Genomic DNA, 15,159 nt, shown 5'->3' with positions numbered 1-15,159 from the left:
GACGCCGCCCGGCACAGACGCGGCGCTCACCTCGTGAGCGTGAGATTCTCATGATCGACCGGGGCGCGGGCGAGGAGCTCGAAGCGGTCGCCGGCCCGGGTGACGGTGAGCTCGCCGCCGATCGCGGCCAGGCGGGCGCGCATGCTCCGCAGCCCCGTGCCGGGCTCGTCGGAGGCGGGGGCCGCCCCGTCGTTGGCCACGAGCAGCCGTACGCGGCCGTCCTCGACGGCGATCCGCACCAGGCACTCGCCCGGGGTGCTGTGCCTGAGCACGTTGGTGACCGCCTCGCGCAGCACCACCGCGAGCACGGGCTCGGCCCGCCCCGACACGGGCGCGGCGTCGATCCGCACGGACGCTCCCGCCGACTCCAGCACGGCCCTGGCGGAGTCCACCTCGGCGGCCAGCGACAGGCCCCGGCCCGGTGCGTTCAGCCCGGCGGCGTCCGCGAGCGTGGCCCGCGCCGCCTCCGTCATCCGCTCGACATGCTCCATCGCCCGGCCCCGGTCCGCCTCCAGCAGCCGCAGCGCCAGCTCCCCGTGCAGGACGATCGCGGTGAGCCCGCGGCCGAGCAGGTCGTGTACGTCCCTGCGCACCTTCAGCCGTTCGCGCAGGGCCGCCACCTCGACGAGCTCGGCCCGGGTACGCCTGAGCTCGGTGACCAGGGCGACCAGCCGGGTCAGGCCGTAGACCGCCAGCGCGGTGCCCAGGGAACTGCAGAACTGGTAGCCGGCGAGGAGCGGGCTCCGGGTGAGCCAGCCCTCCAGCCCCGCGATGCCGCAGATCGCCACGGTCAGCGGCCATGACACCGGCGCCCGCGCGTAGAGCAAGACGACGCCGGCGAAGAACCCCGACACCACAAGCCCGGACGTCTCCCCGTCCGCAAGGGGCAGGTAGGTGGCGATGCCCTGAGCCGCCAGCGTCCAGACCAGGCCCTTCGGCCGCCTGCCCGCGCGCAGGGCGGCCAGGTGCCAGAACTGCAGGGCGAAGGCCACCGGCAGCAGGGCGAGGTAGGCGGCGTCCCCGGAGCCGGGATCGCGCGTCTCCCCGGCGGCGAAGTTGAACAGCGACTGCCCGATGAACAGCACGTGCACGACGACGAGGATCGGCGTGGCCAGCCGTACGATCCGTTCGTCGTGATCGCCGGGCGGGACCGGGAGCGGGCCGTCGGCGGGCGGGAGGGACCGTACCCGGTCCAGCGCGCTCCGCGCGATGGCGACGGCTCGTGAGACCCGGTTCCGCACCGCCTCCGCCCCGCCCTGGCGCCGGGCCCGCTCCGCCAGCCGCTCGACGGCCGACACGCTGCTCACCACGAGGTGCTGTACGTGCCGCCACAGCCGTAGCCGCTCGACCTCCTCGGCCCTGGCCGCCAACTCGGACCGCTCCCGGCCCACCCGGTGCAGGAGGTCGGTGAGGCCGCTGAGGCCGTACAGCATCAGGCCGACGGTGACGGGGGCGACGACCGCGTAATAGACCCCCAGGGGCGCGCGGTCCAGCGAGGACGCCACGATGCCCTCGACGGCCGCGATCACCCCCAGGAGCAGCCACGCGGCGGGACCGCTCACCACGAGAAGGGCCGAAGCCGCCACGAACCCCGAGCCGCCCGCCCGCCAACTGCCGGCCTCGGCCAGCAGGGGCAGGTAGTTCACCACGGCCTGCACCGGGAAGAGCGCCGCCGACAGGCGCCGCCTGCCAGGGAGCGAGATCGGCAACTGGAGCGCGGCGACCCCGATGACGCACGCCACCGTCAACGGCCCGGCCGATGCCTCGCCGAGGTGGAAGCTCACCCGTACCAGGCACATCACGCAGATGAACCCGGCGACCAGCCAGGACGGGCTCAGAGCCAACCGGCGTCCTGCGCGATCCGGACCGCGTGCAGCCGGTTGCGCGCGTGCAGCGTGGCGACGATCCCGGTCAGGTAGTTGCGCACGGTGCCCGCCGACAGGAACAGCGCCTTCGCGATCTGCTCCACGTCCTCGCCCTCGGAGAACCTCCGCAGCACCTCCAGCTCGCGCGGCTTGAGCGGGCTGTCCACCGCCTCCAGCGCCGCCACGGCGAGCTGCGGGTCGATCACCCGCTCACCCGCCGCGACCCTCCTGATCGCATCGGCGAGCCGCTCCGGGGGCGCGTCCTTGACCACGAACCCGGACGCCTGCGCGGCGAACGCCTTGCGCACGTTCCCGGGCCGCCCGTAGCTCGTCACGACCAGCACCCGGCAGCGCGGCACCCGCCTGCGCAACTCGGCCGCCGCGGTGAGCCCATCGACACCGGGCAGCTCGACGTCGATCACCGCCACGTCCGGCTCGGACGCCAGCGCCGCGGGCACGATCTCGTCCCCGGTGCCCACCTCCGCGACCACCTTGATGTCGGGTTCGAGCTCCAGCAGCGCGACCAGCGCCCCCCGGACCATGTGCATGTCCTCGGCGAGCAAGACCCGGATCATCCATCGCCCCTACCGTCACGCCCCCACTTTCGCCCTATTTCTACCATCTCGTGAGATCGTCACTATGGATCATGAAAAGGTCACGGCCCGAGCCGGCGGGCCGACGCGGGCACCGGTGCGGCCGCCCGCCCGGAAAAGGGTTCGAAAATCGTCGGTGGCCGGTGATACAAGTCGAGGGTTCACCTAGCCAGGGCCGGGGGGCTGTGCCTGTGACCATCAGTAGTTCGGAGTTCTCCGTCTCCGGCCCGCGCTACGACCGCCGCGGCCCGGTGCGCTGGCTCTGGTCCCATCTGCGCCGCCACCCGCTCCACCTGCTCGGCTTCCTCGGCGGGTCGCTTGCCATGGTGGTGTTCAACGCCATGGTGCCCCAGCTCACGGGCGACGCCTTCGACGCCGTCCTCGGTGCGCGCGGCGAGCCGATGGACGCGCTCGGGCTGATCTCGCTGGCGTTGCTGGCGATCGTGCTGGCGCGCGGGCTGTTCGACATCGTGGCCCGGATGTCGAGCGAGGTCCTGGCCAAGCGGCTGGAGCGAGACGCGCGCGACGAGCTCTACGTGAGCCTGCTCGGCAAGAGCCAGACCTTCCACAACCGGCAGCGGGTCGGCGACCTGATGGCCCGCGCGGCCAACGACATCCGGCAGTTGTCGATCATGATGACGCCGGGCATCGACCTCATCGTGGACTCCGGGCTCACCGGGCTCGTGCCGCTGTTCTTCATCGCCGCGCTCGATCCGCGGCTGCTGCTGGTGCCGGGGATCTTCGCGGTCGTGTTCGTGGTCGCGCTCCGGCACTACATGCGCCGGCTCAACCCCGTGGCCACGCGCATGCGCGAGGAGTTCGGCGATCTCAACGCCGGGCTCAGCCAGGCCGTGCGCGGCATCGAGGTGATCAAGGTCACCGCCCAGGAGGCGCAGGAGCGGCTGAGGTTCCGGGCCAACGCGCGGCGTTACCGCGACTCGTTCGTACGCAACGGCCTGGTCCAGGCGCGTTACCTGCCGACCCTGCTGTACGCCGTCGCCATGGCGGGCGCGTTGTGGCACGCCCTCCACCTGCACGCGACCGGGGGGATCACCATCGGCGAGGTCGTGGCCTTCATGGGGCTCATGGGGATGCTCGGATTCCCCACCCAGATGTCCATCTTCACCTTCTCGCTGGTCCAGATCGGGATCGTGTCCTCGCGCAGGATCCTGAGCATCATCACCTCCGAGAGCGAGATCGAGCAGCGGGCCGACGGGCACGCCGCGCCGATCAGCGGCGAGATCGTCTTCGAGGACGTGACCTTCGCCTACGACGAGGGCGGCGAGCCGGCGCTGCGCGGGGTGACGTTCACCGTGCGGCCGGGCGAGACGGTGGCGATCGTCGGCGAGACCGGGTCGGGCAAGAGCACCCTGACCAAGCTCGTGCCGCGGATCTACGACGTCACGTCCGGACGCATCCTGGTGGACGGCGTGGACGTACGCGACTGGGACCTCGACTCGCTGCGGTCGCAGATCTCCACGATCGAGCAGGACATCGTGCTCTTCTCGCGCTCGGTAGCCGAGAACATCGCCTTCAGCACCGGCCAGCGGGCCGACCGCGAAGCGGTGGTGCGGGCGGCGCGCGACGCGCAGGCCGACGAGTTCATCGGCGAGCTGGAGGACGGCTACGACACCGTGATCGGGGAGCGGGGGGTCACCCTGTCCGGCGGGCAGCGCCAGCGGCTGGCCATCGCCCGGGCGTTCCTGACCGACCCGGCGATCCTCGTGCTCGACGACTCCACCAGCGCCATCGACTCCGCGACCGAGGACAAGATCCAGCAGGCGATCGGCCGCATCCTCGAAGGCCGCACCACGCTGCTGATCACCCACCGCCTCTCCCAGATCCGCTGGGCCGACAAGGTGCTGCTGCTCAGGCGGGGCCAGGTGGTCGACTTCGGCACGCACGACGAGCTGATCCGGCGCAGCCGCCTCTACCGCCGGGTCTTCGCCCACTACGACGAGGCCGACGTCCACGCCGACGTCCACACGGAAGGCCCGGTCATGGCAAGCGAACAGCAGGGGTGAGCTGATGGGCTTCCTCATGGACGGCCTCGACGCCGAGGACTACGACCGCACCTACAACGACCGCGACCTGCTGCGCCGGATCCTGTCCTACTTCCGGCCGAAGCTGGGCGCGATGTTCCTGGTGGCCGGCATGATCGTGCTGCTGTCCGCGGGCCAGGCGGCCGTCCCGGCGCTGGTCAGCCTGGCCGTTGACGCCATCGCCGACGGCACCATCGGCGAGGTGGGGTGGCCGCTGGTGGGCGGGATCCTGGTCACCGGGGTGCTGTCCTGGGCGTTCAACTACATCAGGCAGAAGTACAGCGCGCAGGTCACCGGCGACGTCGTGCTCCGGCTGCGCGAGGACGCGTTCGACGCGGTGCTCAAGCGCGACCTGTCCTTCTACGACGAGACGCCGTCCGGCAGGATCGTCAGCCGGGTGACGTCCGACACCGACGACTTCGCGACCGTGTCCACGCTCACGATGGATCTGATCAGCCAGGTGCTGATGGTCGGGTTCGTCACGGTGCTGCTGTTCGTGCGCAGCGTCGAGCTCGCCCTGCTGACGCTCCTGGTGGTGCCGGTCGTGGTGGGGCTCGCGCTGGCCTTCCGGCGGATGGCCAGGGTCAGCACCCGCCGGGCGCAGCGCTCGCTGAGCCGGGTCAACGCGAACCTCCAGGAGACCATGGGCGGGATCGCGGTGGCCAAGAACTTCCGCCAGGAGCGGCAGGTCTATGACGAGTTCCGGCCGATCAACCGGCAGAGCTACCAGGTGACCCTCCGCCAGGGCTTCGTGTTCTCGACCATCTTCCCGGTCCTGTTCCTCGTGGCCGGGCTCGCGACGGTCGCGCTCGTGCACCTGGGCGGCTCGGCGGTGATCGGCGGCGACCTGTCCGCCGGCGACTGGTACCTGTTCCTGCAAGGAGTCTCGCTCTTCTGGTTCCCGCTGACGTCCATCGCCGCGTTCTGGTCGCAGTTCCAGCAGGGACTGTCCGCCTCCGAGCGCGTGTTCGCCCTGATCGACGCGCCGCCCCGGGTCGTGCAGACCGACGCGCGGCCGGCGGGCAGAGTGGCGGGCCGCATCGAGTTCCAGAAGGTCACGTTCGGCTACGACCCGGCGCACCCCGTGCTGCGAGACTTCGACCTGGTCATCGAGGCCGGCGAGACGGTGGCGCTGGTGGGCCACACCGGAGCGGGCAAGTCCACGCTGAGCAAGCTGATCACCCGGTTCTACGAGTTCCAGCAGGGCCGCCTGCTGATCGACGGGCGCGACATCCGCACCCTGGAGCTCGGCGGCTACCGGCGGCAGATCGGCGCGGTGCCCCAGGCGCCGTTCCTGTTCAGCGGCACGGTCGCCGACAACATCCGCTACCCCAGGCCCGAGGCGAGCGACGACGACGTACGCGCCGCCGCCGCGGCCGTCGGCGGCGGCGACTGGATCGAGGCCCTGCCGAGCGGCCTGGAGACAGACGTCGGCGAGCACGGGCGAGCCCTGTCCATGGGCCAGCGGCAACTCGTCGCCCTGGCCCGCCTGCTCATCCAGGACCCCGCCATCGTGGTCCTCGACGAGGCCACGGCCAGCGTCGATCCCCTCACCGAGGCCCAGATCCAGGAGGGCCTCGACGTGGTCCTGGCGGGCCGCACGTCGATCGTCATCGCCCACCGCCTGTCCACGATCGAGCACGTCGATCGCATCATCGTGCTCGACCACGGCCGGATCGTGGAGGAAGGCGACCACGCCACGCTGCTGGCCAGGGGCGGGCGCTACTGCGAGGTCTACAACACCTACTTCCGGCACCAGTCGCCGAACTACCGAGCGGGCTCCGGGTTCGTCCCGGTCGGCTCATCATGACCGAGCGGGCCACGTTCGACGTGGCCCGCTCGTGGGGCGCATCCCGCTCCCGCGACCTCTGGGAGCGCGCTGAAGCGACCGAGAGTGCCCCATCCACCGCCTGCGTCCCAGAGGCGGCGCCTGCCCCGGAACGGGCTTTATAGCATCTTTAGCTGCGCTTTATACATTGGAGACATGGAGCGCGTGCCGCAGGAGGCTGGTGCGGCCGAGGCTCAGGGAGCGGTGGCCGGGAGAAGGCGGCAGTTCGCCGTCGGGGGCGCCGTACTGGTCGTCGTGGCCGTACTGGTCGTCGTGGCGGTGCTGGCGTACTGGCTGGGAAGCAGCGGCGGGAACGGCGAGGAGGCCGCGCCCGTGCCGAGCGCGACGCCGACGCCCAGTGCGACGCTCACGGTGTCGGAGGTCTTCAAAAAGGTCGGGCCGTCGGTGGCGGTCATCCAGGCCGGCAAGTCGTTCGGCACCGGGGTGATCGCGGCCGAGGACGGGACGATCCTGACGGCGCACCACGTCGTCAGGGGCGCTGAGGACGTCAGCGTGACGTTCGCCGACGGCACCAAGGCGAAGGCCGTCGTCACCTCGTCGAACCCGAAGCGTGACGTCGCGACCCTCAAGCCCGCGGAGCTGCCGGAGATCGTCGTCCCGGCGACGCTCGGCGGCGCCGTGAGCGTGGGCGCGCCCGTCGTGGCGATCGGCAATCCGCTGGGCCTGACCTACAGCGTCTCCACCGGTGTCGTGTCGGGCCTGAACCGGACCGCCGAGGACGGCGACCTGAGCGGGCTCATCCAGTTCGACGCCTCCGTCAACCCGGGCAGCTCCGGAGGGCCACTCCTGGACGCTCGCGGCCTGGTCATCGGGATCGTCGTCTCGATCGCCGACCCGGGAGGCGACGAGGCGTTCGCCGGCATCGCGTTCGCGGTGCCGATCGGCGCGGCCCTGGGCGGTGGCGACGGCGACGGCCCGCCGGGCGACGGGCCCCAGATATGACCGAAGGAACACTATGACCTCGACCAAGTCCCCCGGGTCGGCCCATCCGCTCGAACACGTGCTATTCGAGGTCAAACGCACGATCGTGGGGCAGGACGTCCTGCTGGAGCGGATGGCCGTCGCGCTGATCGCCGACGGTCACCTGCTCGTCGAGGGCGTGCCGGGCCTGGCCAAGACGCTCGCGGTGCGGTCGCTGGCCGCCGCGATCGCCGGGAGCTTCCAGCGCGTCCAGTTCACCCCCGACCTGGTGCCCGCCGACCTCGTGGGCACGCGGGTCTACCATCAGCACTCCGGGGAGTTCACCACCGAGCTCGGCCCGGTGTTCGCGAACCTGCTGCTGGCCGACGAGATCAACCGCGCCCCCGCCAAGGTGCAGAGCGCCCTGCTGGAGGTGATGCAGGAGCATCAGGTGACGATCGGCCGTGAGACGTTCCGGGTGCCCGAGCCGTTCCTGGTCATGGCGACGGAGAACCCGATCGAGTCGGAGGGCACCTACCCGCTGCCCGAGGCGCAGGTCGACCGGTTCATGATGAAGGTGGTCGTGGACTATCCGACGCAGGCCGAGGAGCAGGCGATCGTCGAACGGGCGCTGCGCCCGCCCGAGCCGCCGCAGCCGATGGTCACGACCGAGGACCTGGTCGCGATGCGGGCCCGCGCCCAGAAGGTGTACGTCGATCCGTCGATCGTCGACTACGCGGTGCGGCTGGTCTCCGTGACGCGTTCCCCCGCGACGGCCGGGCTCGGCGAGCTGGAACGGTACGTCACCTACGGGGCGAGCCCGCGCGCGTCCATCGCCCTCGTCACCGGCGCCCGCGCGCTGGCGTTCCTGCGCGGCCGCGACTACGTCCTGCCGCACGACCTGTCCGAGCTCGCGCTCGACGTGCTGCGCCACCGCCTCGTGCTGTCCTACGAGGCCCTCGCCGACGACATCGACGCCGACACGATCATCACCAGGGTGCTCGGGGCCGTCCGGGCGCCCGACGTCGTCCTGCAGAACCGCTGAGCCATGGTCACCGCCCCTGAGAAGCTCCTGCTCCGCCTGGAGTGGAAGGTCGTCCGCAGGCTCGACGGCCGGCTCCAGGGCGCCCACCGTACCGCGCACCGCGGCTCCGGGATCGACTTCACCGGGTTGCGCGCGTACGGCGAGGGCGACGACGCCCGGCACATCGACTGGAACGTGACCGCCCGGCTGGACGAGCCGCACCTGCGCGTGTTCACCGAGGACCGCGAGCTGACGGTGTGGCTCGTGCTCGACCGGTCGGCGTCGATGGCGGCCGGCCGGGCGGGGCGCGGCAAGCACGACGTGCTCGCCGAGCTCGCGCTCGTCCTGGCCCGGCTGTTCGGCCGGGGCGGCAATCGCGTCGGCGCCCTGCTGTTCGACACCGGGATGCTGCGCGTCGTGCCGCCCGGCACCTCCCGGCGGCACGCGCTGCGGATCGGCGCCGAGCTGGAACGCACCTCCGAGGCGCGCGGCGGCGCCACGACCGACCTGGCGGAGATGCTCGACGCGGCCGGACGGCTCGCGCGCCGCCGCGCGCTCATCGTCGTGCTGTCGGACTTCATCGGCGACGGCGACTGGGAGCGCTCGCTCCAGCGCCTGGCCCGGCGGCACGAGGTGGTCGCCCTGCGGATCGTGGACACCGCCGACGACGTGCTGCCCGAGGCCGGGCTGATCGTGGTCGAGGACGCCGAGACCGGCGAGCAGCTCGTCGTGGACTCCGCCGACCCGCTGCTGCGGGTCCGCTTCCGCGAGGCCGTCGATGCCCGTGACGCCCGGCTCGCGGCCGGCATGCGCCGGGCCGGGGTGCCCGTGCACCGCATCGACACCGACCGCGATCTGGCCGAGGCGCTCGTCGAGGTCGTCGCCCGAACCCGGGGCCGGTCATCGTGACCGAGCTTGTCGAGGTCATCAATGGACACAGCACCTTGGTCATGAGGCCGGCGAAGGAGGCCGCATGACCCTGTCGTCCCCGCTGCTGCTGATCGTCGGACTGCTCGTCACGGCGGCGCTCGCCTGGGCGGCCGTCGTCTCCGCGCGCCGCCGGACGGCGATGCTCGCCGCGGCCGGCGTCGCCGTGCCGGGCGGGCGCCGGGCGTACCTGGGAGTCGGCCTGACGATCGCCGGCGTCGGGGTGCTCGCGATCGCCACCGCGGGACCGGCGGCCATGGTGCCGGTCCCGCGGACCGCGGGCACCGTCATCCTCGCCATCGACGTCTCCAACAGCATGGGCGCCGACGACGTCGCGCCCACCCGGCTGGCGGCCGCGCAGCGGGCGGCCCGCGCCTTCGTGGCGGCGCAGCCCGACAGCGTCGACATCGGCGTCGTCGCGTTCGAGCGGGGCGCGCTCACCACCGCACGGCCCGACGCCGACCACTCCAAGGCGCTCGCGGCCATCGACCGGCTGAAGCTCACCGGCGGAACCTCGCTGGGGACGGCCATCATGGCGTCGCTGTCGGCGATCACCGGCAAGCAGGTGGCCCTCGGTCGCGACGGCACCGCGCCCGACATCGGCTACTGGCCGTCGGCGACGATCGTGATGTTCTCCGACGGCCAGAACCAGGGCGCGGACGTCGAAGCGGCCGCCGCCGCGGCCCAGCGGGCGGGCGTCCACATCCACACCGTCGGGGTCGGCACCACGGCCGGGGCGACGGTGCAGGTCGACGGCTACCACCTGCAGACCTCGCTCGAAGAGGACACCCTGACCTTGATCGCGCAGACCACCGGCGGCGCCTACCACCCCGCCTCCGACGCCGCGCGGCTCGACGGGATCGCCGACACGATCGATCTGCGGCTCACCGTCTCCGACGAGCCGCTGCCCCTCGCCGGCGGGCTGATCGGGCTCGCCCTCGCGCTGCTCACCGCGGGAGCCGCGCTCACCGTGCTCCGGTCTGGACGGGTGATCTGAATGTCGTTCTCCTGGCCGTGGGCGCTGCTGTCCGTCCTGGTCATCCCGCTGATCTTCGTCATCCGCGAGTGGGCGCGGCGCCGCCGCCGGCGGGCCGCCGTACGCGTCACCTCGATCGCGCTCGTACGAAGCGCGCTGCCCGGCCGTACGCGCTGGACGCGGAAGATCCCCCCGGCGCTGTTCGTGACCGGACTCGCGCTGCTCGCGGTCGGGGCCGCGCGCCCGCAGGCGTCGGTGCCGGTGCCGACGACCTCGGCGACGATCCTGCTCGCGCTCGACACCTCCGGCTCCATGTGCTCCACCGACGTCGATCCCAACCGCATCACCGCCGCGAAGAAGGCCGCCGCGGAGTTCATCGAGTCACAGCGGGGCGGGCCGCGCATCGGCCTGGTCACCTTCGCGGGCACCGCCGGCCTGCTCGTCCCTCCCACCGACGACACCGACTCGCTGATCGAGGCGCTGGACAACCTCACCGTGGCCCGCGGCACCGCGATCGGACAGGCCATGCTCGCCTCGATCGACGCCATCGCCGAGGTCGATCCGTCGGTCGCCCCCACCGGGGCGACCCCCACCCGTGACGGGGAGGGCTACGCCGGCGCCGCGATCATCGTGCTCACCGACGGCGCCAACACCCAAGGCGTGGACCCGCAGACCGCCGCCCAGGAAGCGGCCCTGCGCCGCGTCCGCGTCTTCACCATCGGCTTCGGCACCAGGAACCCCGCCCCGATGGTCTGCGACAACTCCCAGTTCGACGGCGGCTACGGCGGCTGGGGCGGCTTCGGCGGCCGCGGCCGATTCGACGGCGGCCGCAACATCCGCGACATCGACGAGCCCGCGCTCAAACGGATAGCCCAGACCACCGGCGGCTCCTACCACCGCGCCGAGAACGCCGACCAACTCCAGGGCGCCCTCGACGCCCTCCCCGGCAGCCTCACCGTCGTCCACCAACGGGTGGACACAGCCGCCGCCTTCGCCGCCGGCGGCGCCATGCTCATCACCGCGGCCCTGTCCCTCTCCCTCTGGTGGAACCGCCCCCGGCCTCCGACCCGCTGACCATGTCCTTATCGTCCGCCGCGTAGCCTGAGGACGTACGTCGCAGTAAGCGCGACGGCACGGTCTTCGTCCTGGGACAGATCCGCGAGGGCACGTGACGACGTGACCCCGGGGATGTCCGCGAGCGCCTGTGTCAGCCGTCGCCGGGCAGGCGGTTCGACGGCGCCGTGGGCGAGGCGGTCAACGAGCCCGGTGGCGATCTGATCCGCCGACGCGGGATCACTGGCCAGTGCGCTCAGCGCATCGGCCGCGTCGGCGTCGTTCGTCCCTTCGACGATCATGTCGATGAGCGTCGGGACCGCGTCGGTCGCTCCACGTGCCCCGAGCGCCAGAGCCGCGTACCTGCGGACCACGATGTCGGAGTTCGTGAGGGCGTCCCGCAGCAGTGCGGTCGCCTCATCGTCCGGAATCTCGGCGATGGACTGGACGGCACGTTTCCGCACCTCGGCCGCCGGTGAGCCGAGGCCCTCCGCCAGCAGTGCCGATGCGCCCTCGCCCGATTGCGCCAGAGCCCATCGAAGGGCCCCGGCGACGTTCGGGTCGGACTCGCTCAACACCGCCTCGACCAGGGCTTCCACCGGCACCGGAACCTCTTCGACCGAGGACAGGGCCGCCCGCTGGCGCTTCCCGGCGCTCTCCGACCCGAGGGCCTGGAGGAGTGCGACGATCTGGAGGACGTCCTCCCAGCCGGCGGGCTCCGCGGCGCCGATCCGGCGGAGTCGCGTGAGCAGCTCCGTCTCGGCCGCGATGCGTTCACGCGTCCGGCGGATGAGGTCATCGACGAGCTCCGAGGGCTTGAAGCCGGGATCGTCCAGCGCGCGCCCGACCTCACGCAGCGACAACCCCAACGAGCGCAGGCTCTCCACGTGGAAGATCCGCCGGATGTCCTCACTGGAGTACTCCCGATAGCCGGCCTCGGTACGACCCGTCGGCCGCACCAGGCCGAGCGAGTCGTAGTACCTGAGCATCCGGGCGCTGACCCCGGACTGTCGCGCCACATCGCCGATCAACACTGCCTGCTCACTCCTCCTGGCCGGTCGCGCCGAGGGCTACGACGCGCTTCGCCTCCTCGATCGCGAACTCGAAACCGGCATCAGGATCGCGCAGCAGCCGTTCCGTGGCGATCGCATGCTGACGCACGCGAGGGTCGGAATCCGTCATCGCGGCGCGCAGGATTGGCATGATCACCTCACCGAGCGCGATCAGCGCCCGGCTCAGGCTCAACCGCGTCTCAAGCTCACCGCGCCCGAACTGTGTCGCCAGCACTCCGGCCAGCTCGGGTTCTTCACCTTCGGGCACGAGTACGACCGCTGCCCGCCAGGCACTCCGCGCCACCTCGTCGTCGGCGTCGGTCAGAAGCGCCCGCGTGATCGCCGGCCACGCCCGCCGATCCCCGATCTTGGACAGCGTGTGCAACGCCTGGCTCCGCGCCTGCGCACGCTCCGAACCCAGTTCATCGACGAGCTTCGGGACCGTCATCGAGGATGGGTGGCGGGTGAGTGCCCAGGTGAGCATGTCGCGTACGAAGAAATCGGGCTCGACCGCGCACCGTTCGATGAGCGTGTCGATGAACCGCGGGTCCGGGGCCGTGCCGACCGCCAGCGCCGCCTGCAGCCGTACCGACGAGCTGCTGTTCTCCAGCTCCTGGAGAGCGCGCGTCGCCTTCGTGTCCTGTTCCGGCATGGTCATCGGGACCACCTCCATGGCTACAGCGAAGACCTTGTCACTGTGTCAAGGTCAAGCGGCGCCACGCCGTGAGACGGCCAGGCGACATCCTGTGACCGCCCGGGAACCCGGGGAAGGCGTCGAACGGCGCGGGACCCCGGTCGCCCGGCCGGGGTCCCGCGTTCTTCGGTTGGTCAGCCGGCCCGGTAGCGGGTGGCGAGTTCGGGGCTCTGGCCTCGAAAGGCCGCCAGGTCGGCTTCGAAGACCTTGTCGAGAAGGGTGACGTCCTCGACGCCCGGGGCGCAGACGACTTCGCCGAGTTCCAGGCCGCGCAGGGCCGCGGTGACGACGTCGGCGGCGCTCATGCGGGGCACAGAGCTCAGGTCCATGCCCTGGCGCTCGTGGAACTCGGTGGCCACCACACCGGGGCAGACGACCTCGACCCGGACGCCGGTGCCTTCGAGTTCGGCGCTGAGGGTCTGGGACATGGCGACCAAGTAGGCGAGGCTGCCGGCGTAGGTGGCGCGACGGGGCATCACCGTGCTGGGCGCCGGGCCGCTGAAGGCGATCATGCCGGCCACGTTGATGATGGTGCCCCGGCCGCGCTCCTGCATGCCTGCGACGGCGGCGCGGGTGATCAGGGTGGGGGCGAGGACCTTGACGTTGACGAGTTCGCGGGCCTTGTCGGCGGGCAGGTCGGCGAGCGGCATGTAGTGGGCCACCCCCGCGTTGTTCACCAGCAGGGTCAGCGGCTCACTCGCGCAGATCTCCGCCACTTCGTCGATGCCCGCATCGGTGGACAGGTCGGCCACGACGGGGCGGACCTTGACCTCGGGGTGGGCGGCGGCGAACTCTTCGAGCCGCTCCCGGCGCCGGCCGACGATCACCAGGTCGTAGCCGTCGGCGGCGAGGCGCTCGGCGAATGCCTTGCCGATTCCGGAGGAGGCGCCGGTTACGAGTGCGAGGTCGCTCATGATGGCTGTTCCTTTCGGGGACCGGCCGCAGTGGCCGGGGTGGGCTCTCCTGGAGCCAGGTCATACTTCGCAAAGATCGACATGATCGCCGCTCAGCCACCGGCTGCGGGGCGACGCCGGCCGTGGCGCACATCTCGGCGAGCTGTGTGGGGCGGCGCTGGGCAGGCCCGTACCGTTATCGACGACGCCCGCCCCCGGACGCACCCCGTCCAGCCGCAGAACGTCGTCATCAGTGCCGACGCATAGGGCGACCATCCAGCGCCCACTGCGGGGGCGGCGGGCGTCCCTGTCGCTGTCATGCTTCCACAATGGGCGCAAACCCCAGGAACAGGCAGTACACCCGCCTTCATAGGACTATCGGTACCAGGACCGGCTTAGGCGATATGAGCCACACTGTCTGGTATGGCAGCGACAGAACTCGGCGCAGCCCTGCGGCGCTGGCGTGACCAGGTCTCACCCGACACGGTGGGCTTTCCCACCGGCGGCCGCCGGCGCGCTCCGGGGCTGCGGCGCGAAGAGCTGGCCCAGCTCGCCGGTATCTCCGTCGACTACGTCACCCGCCTCGAACAGGGCCGGGCCACCAACCCCTCCGCGCAGGTCGTCGAAGCCCTCGCCCGCGCCCTGCGGCTCACCAGCGGCGGGCGCGCCCACCTCTACCAGCTCGCCGGCCTCGCTCCTCCCGGCCCGGAGACGGTCCCGGCGTACATCACGCCCAGCGTCCAGCGGATGCTGGACCGGCTCACCGGCACACCCGTCGCGGTCTTCGACGCCGCATGGACCCAACTGCTCGCCAACCCCCTGTACACGGCGCTGATGGGGGAATGGCACGGCAACGACCTCAACGCCGTGTGGCGCAACTTCCTCGGCACCGGCACCCGCATACGTCACACCCCCGAATCCCGGGGCGCACTACGTGCCGCCCAGGTCGCCGACCTGCGCAGAACAGCAAGCCGCTATCCGGCCGATCGGCGACTGCGACACCTCATCTCCCAACTGCGCACCAAAAGCGCCGAGTTCGATCACCTCTGGGAATCCGGTGCCGTCGGCCGGCACGAGTCCGCCCGCAAGACCATCGACCACCCGCACGTCGGCGCCATCACGCTGGACTGCGACGTACTCGTCGTCGCCGGCGACGACCTGCGCATCATGATCTACACCGCCGAACCCGGCAGCGAGGACGCCGAACGCCTCGCGCTCCTCGCCGTCCTGGGAACCCAGGCACTCACCGGATAGGGGACCGGCGACGCGCAGGCCGTCGCCACGATCTGCC

Annotated in this window: 13 protein-coding genes; 8 read left to right on the top strand and 5 right to left on the bottom strand. The window is 71.6% G+C overall.

Annotation, left to right across the window (positions count from 1 at the left end):
• Window positions 1–26: 26 nt before the first annotated feature.
• Together HNP84_RS19310 and HNP84_RS19305 are read right to left on the bottom strand one after the other, a co-directional pair.
• Entirely contained in the window at window positions 27–1,844 is a 1,818-nt protein-coding gene (locus HNP84_RS19310) for a sensor histidine kinase (RefSeq protein ID WP_185051106.1), read from the bottom strand.
• Window positions 1,835–2,440 carry a response regulator transcription factor gene (locus HNP84_RS19305; protein ID WP_185051105.1) on the bottom strand — a complete coding sequence of 202 codons (606 nt, stop codon included), beginning with the start codon at window positions 2,438–2,440 and terminating at the stop codon, window positions 1,835–1,837. Before HNP84_RS19305 ends, HNP84_RS19310 begins: the two co-directional genes overlap by 10 nt.
• A gap of 209 nt (window positions 2,441–2,649) precedes the next feature.
• Here HNP84_RS19305 and HNP84_RS19300 point away from each other — a divergent pair, with 209 nt between their 5' ends.
• The 7 genes from HNP84_RS19300 (at window position 2,650) to HNP84_RS19270 (ending at window position 11,250) form a co-directional block, all read left to right on the top strand.
• Window positions 2,650–4,482, top strand: a complete 1,833-nt coding sequence (locus HNP84_RS19300) for an ABC transporter ATP-binding protein (RefSeq protein ID WP_312925207.1) — start codon at window positions 2,650–2,652, stop codon at window positions 4,480–4,482.
• Between the two features lie 4 nt (window positions 4,483–4,486).
• Complete coding sequence (locus HNP84_RS19295) at window positions 4,487–6,310, top strand: ABC transporter ATP-binding protein (protein ID WP_185051104.1); 1,824 nt, start codon at window positions 4,487–4,489, stop codon at window positions 6,308–6,310.
• Window positions 6,311–6,484: 174 nt separating this feature from the next.
• Window positions 6,485–7,291: a S1C family serine protease gene (locus HNP84_RS19290; RefSeq protein WP_185051103.1), complete on the top strand. Its 807-nt coding sequence runs from the start codon at window positions 6,485–6,487 to the stop codon at window positions 7,289–7,291.
• A gap of 13 nt (window positions 7,292–7,304) precedes the next feature.
• Window positions 7,305–8,294 carry an AAA family ATPase gene (locus HNP84_RS19285; RefSeq protein WP_185051102.1) on the top strand — a complete coding sequence of 330 codons (990 nt, stop codon included), beginning with the start codon at window positions 7,305–7,307 and terminating at the stop codon, window positions 8,292–8,294.
• A 3-nt stretch (window positions 8,295–8,297) separates the two neighbouring features.
• Window positions 8,298–9,182 carry a DUF58 domain-containing protein gene (locus HNP84_RS19280; RefSeq protein ID WP_185051101.1) on the top strand — a complete coding sequence of 295 codons (885 nt, stop codon included), beginning with the start codon at window positions 8,298–8,300 and terminating at the stop codon, window positions 9,180–9,182.
• Between the two features lie 64 nt (window positions 9,183–9,246).
• On the top strand, window positions 9,247–10,197 hold the full coding sequence (locus HNP84_RS19275) for a VWA domain-containing protein (protein WP_185051100.1): 951 nt from the start codon (window positions 9,247–9,249) through the stop codon (window positions 10,195–10,197).
• Window positions 10,198–11,250 carry a VWA domain-containing protein gene (locus tag HNP84_RS19270; RefSeq protein ID WP_185051099.1) on the top strand — a complete coding sequence of 351 codons (1,053 nt, stop codon included), beginning with the start codon at window positions 10,198–10,200 and terminating at the stop codon, window positions 11,248–11,250. It begins immediately after the preceding gene.
• Window positions 11,251–11,258: 8 nt separating this feature from the next.
• Here the strand turns inward: HNP84_RS19270 and HNP84_RS19265 are convergent, their stop codons facing one another.
• From HNP84_RS19265 to HNP84_RS19255, 3 genes are all read right to left on the bottom strand, one after another.
• On the bottom strand, window positions 11,259–12,263 hold the full coding sequence (locus tag HNP84_RS19265; RefSeq protein WP_185051098.1) for a HEAT repeat domain-containing protein: 1,005 nt from the start codon (window positions 12,261–12,263) through the stop codon (window positions 11,259–11,261).
• A 7-nt stretch (window positions 12,264–12,270) separates the two neighbouring features.
• Entirely contained in the window at window positions 12,271–12,939 is a 669-nt protein-coding gene (locus HNP84_RS19260; RefSeq protein WP_185051097.1) for a HEAT repeat domain-containing protein, read from the bottom strand.
• Between the two features lie 170 nt (window positions 12,940–13,109).
• Entirely contained in the window at window positions 13,110–13,889 is a 780-nt protein-coding gene (locus tag HNP84_RS19255) for an SDR family NAD(P)-dependent oxidoreductase (RefSeq protein WP_185051096.1), read from the bottom strand.
• 402 nt (window positions 13,890–14,291) lie between these two features.
• Between HNP84_RS19255 and HNP84_RS19250 the strand changes: the two genes are divergently transcribed.
• Window positions 14,292–15,122, top strand: a complete 831-nt coding sequence (locus HNP84_RS19250; RefSeq protein ID WP_185051095.1) for a helix-turn-helix domain-containing protein — start codon at window positions 14,292–14,294, stop codon at window positions 15,120–15,122.
• Window positions 15,123–15,159 lie beyond the last annotated feature (37 nt).

Origin of the sequence: Thermocatellispora tengchongensis (genome assembly GCF_014202315.1) — a bacterium.
GTDB lineage: Bacteria > Actinomycetota > Actinomycetes > Streptosporangiales > Streptosporangiaceae > Thermocatellispora > Thermocatellispora tengchongensis.
Note: the sequence above shows the minus strand (reverse complement) of the source record. Positions and strands in the feature narration are given on the sequence as shown.

What these genes read in the sequence shown, in the direction of transcription:
- HNP84_RS19275 (WP_185051100.1), top strand. Translation starts at nt 9,247, where the DNA reads ATGACCCTGTCGTCCCCGCTGCTGCTGATCGTCGGACTGCTCGTCACG.
- HNP84_RS19250 (WP_185051095.1), top strand. Translation starts at nt 14,292, where the DNA reads ATGGCAGCGACAGAACTCGGCGCAGCCCTGCGGCGCTGGCGTGACCAG.
- HNP84_RS19280 (WP_185051101.1), top strand. Translation starts at nt 8,298, where the DNA reads ATGGTCACCGCCCCTGAGAAGCTCCTGCTCCGCCTGGAGTGGAAGGTC.
- HNP84_RS19295 (WP_185051104.1), top strand. Translation starts at nt 4,487, where the DNA reads ATGGGCTTCCTCATGGACGGCCTCGACGCCGAGGACTACGACCGCACC.
- HNP84_RS19260 (WP_185051097.1), bottom strand. Translation starts at nt 12,939, where the DNA reads ATGACCATGCCGGAACAGGACACGAAGGCGACGCGCGCTCTCCAGGAG.
- HNP84_RS19290 (WP_185051103.1), top strand. Translation starts at nt 6,485, where the DNA reads ATGGAGCGCGTGCCGCAGGAGGCTGGTGCGGCCGAGGCTCAGGGAGCG.
- HNP84_RS19305 (WP_185051105.1), bottom strand. Translation starts at nt 2,440, where the DNA reads ATGATCCGGGTCTTGCTCGCCGAGGACATGCACATGGTCCGGGGGGCG.
- HNP84_RS19270 (WP_185051099.1), top strand. Translation starts at nt 10,198, where the DNA reads ATGTCGTTCTCCTGGCCGTGGGCGCTGCTGTCCGTCCTGGTCATCCCG.
- HNP84_RS19255 (WP_185051096.1), bottom strand. Translation starts at nt 13,889, where the DNA reads ATGAGCGACCTCGCACTCGTAACCGGCGCCTCCTCCGGAATCGGCAAG.
- HNP84_RS19285 (WP_185051102.1), top strand. Translation starts at nt 7,305, where the DNA reads ATGACCTCGACCAAGTCCCCCGGGTCGGCCCATCCGCTCGAACACGTG.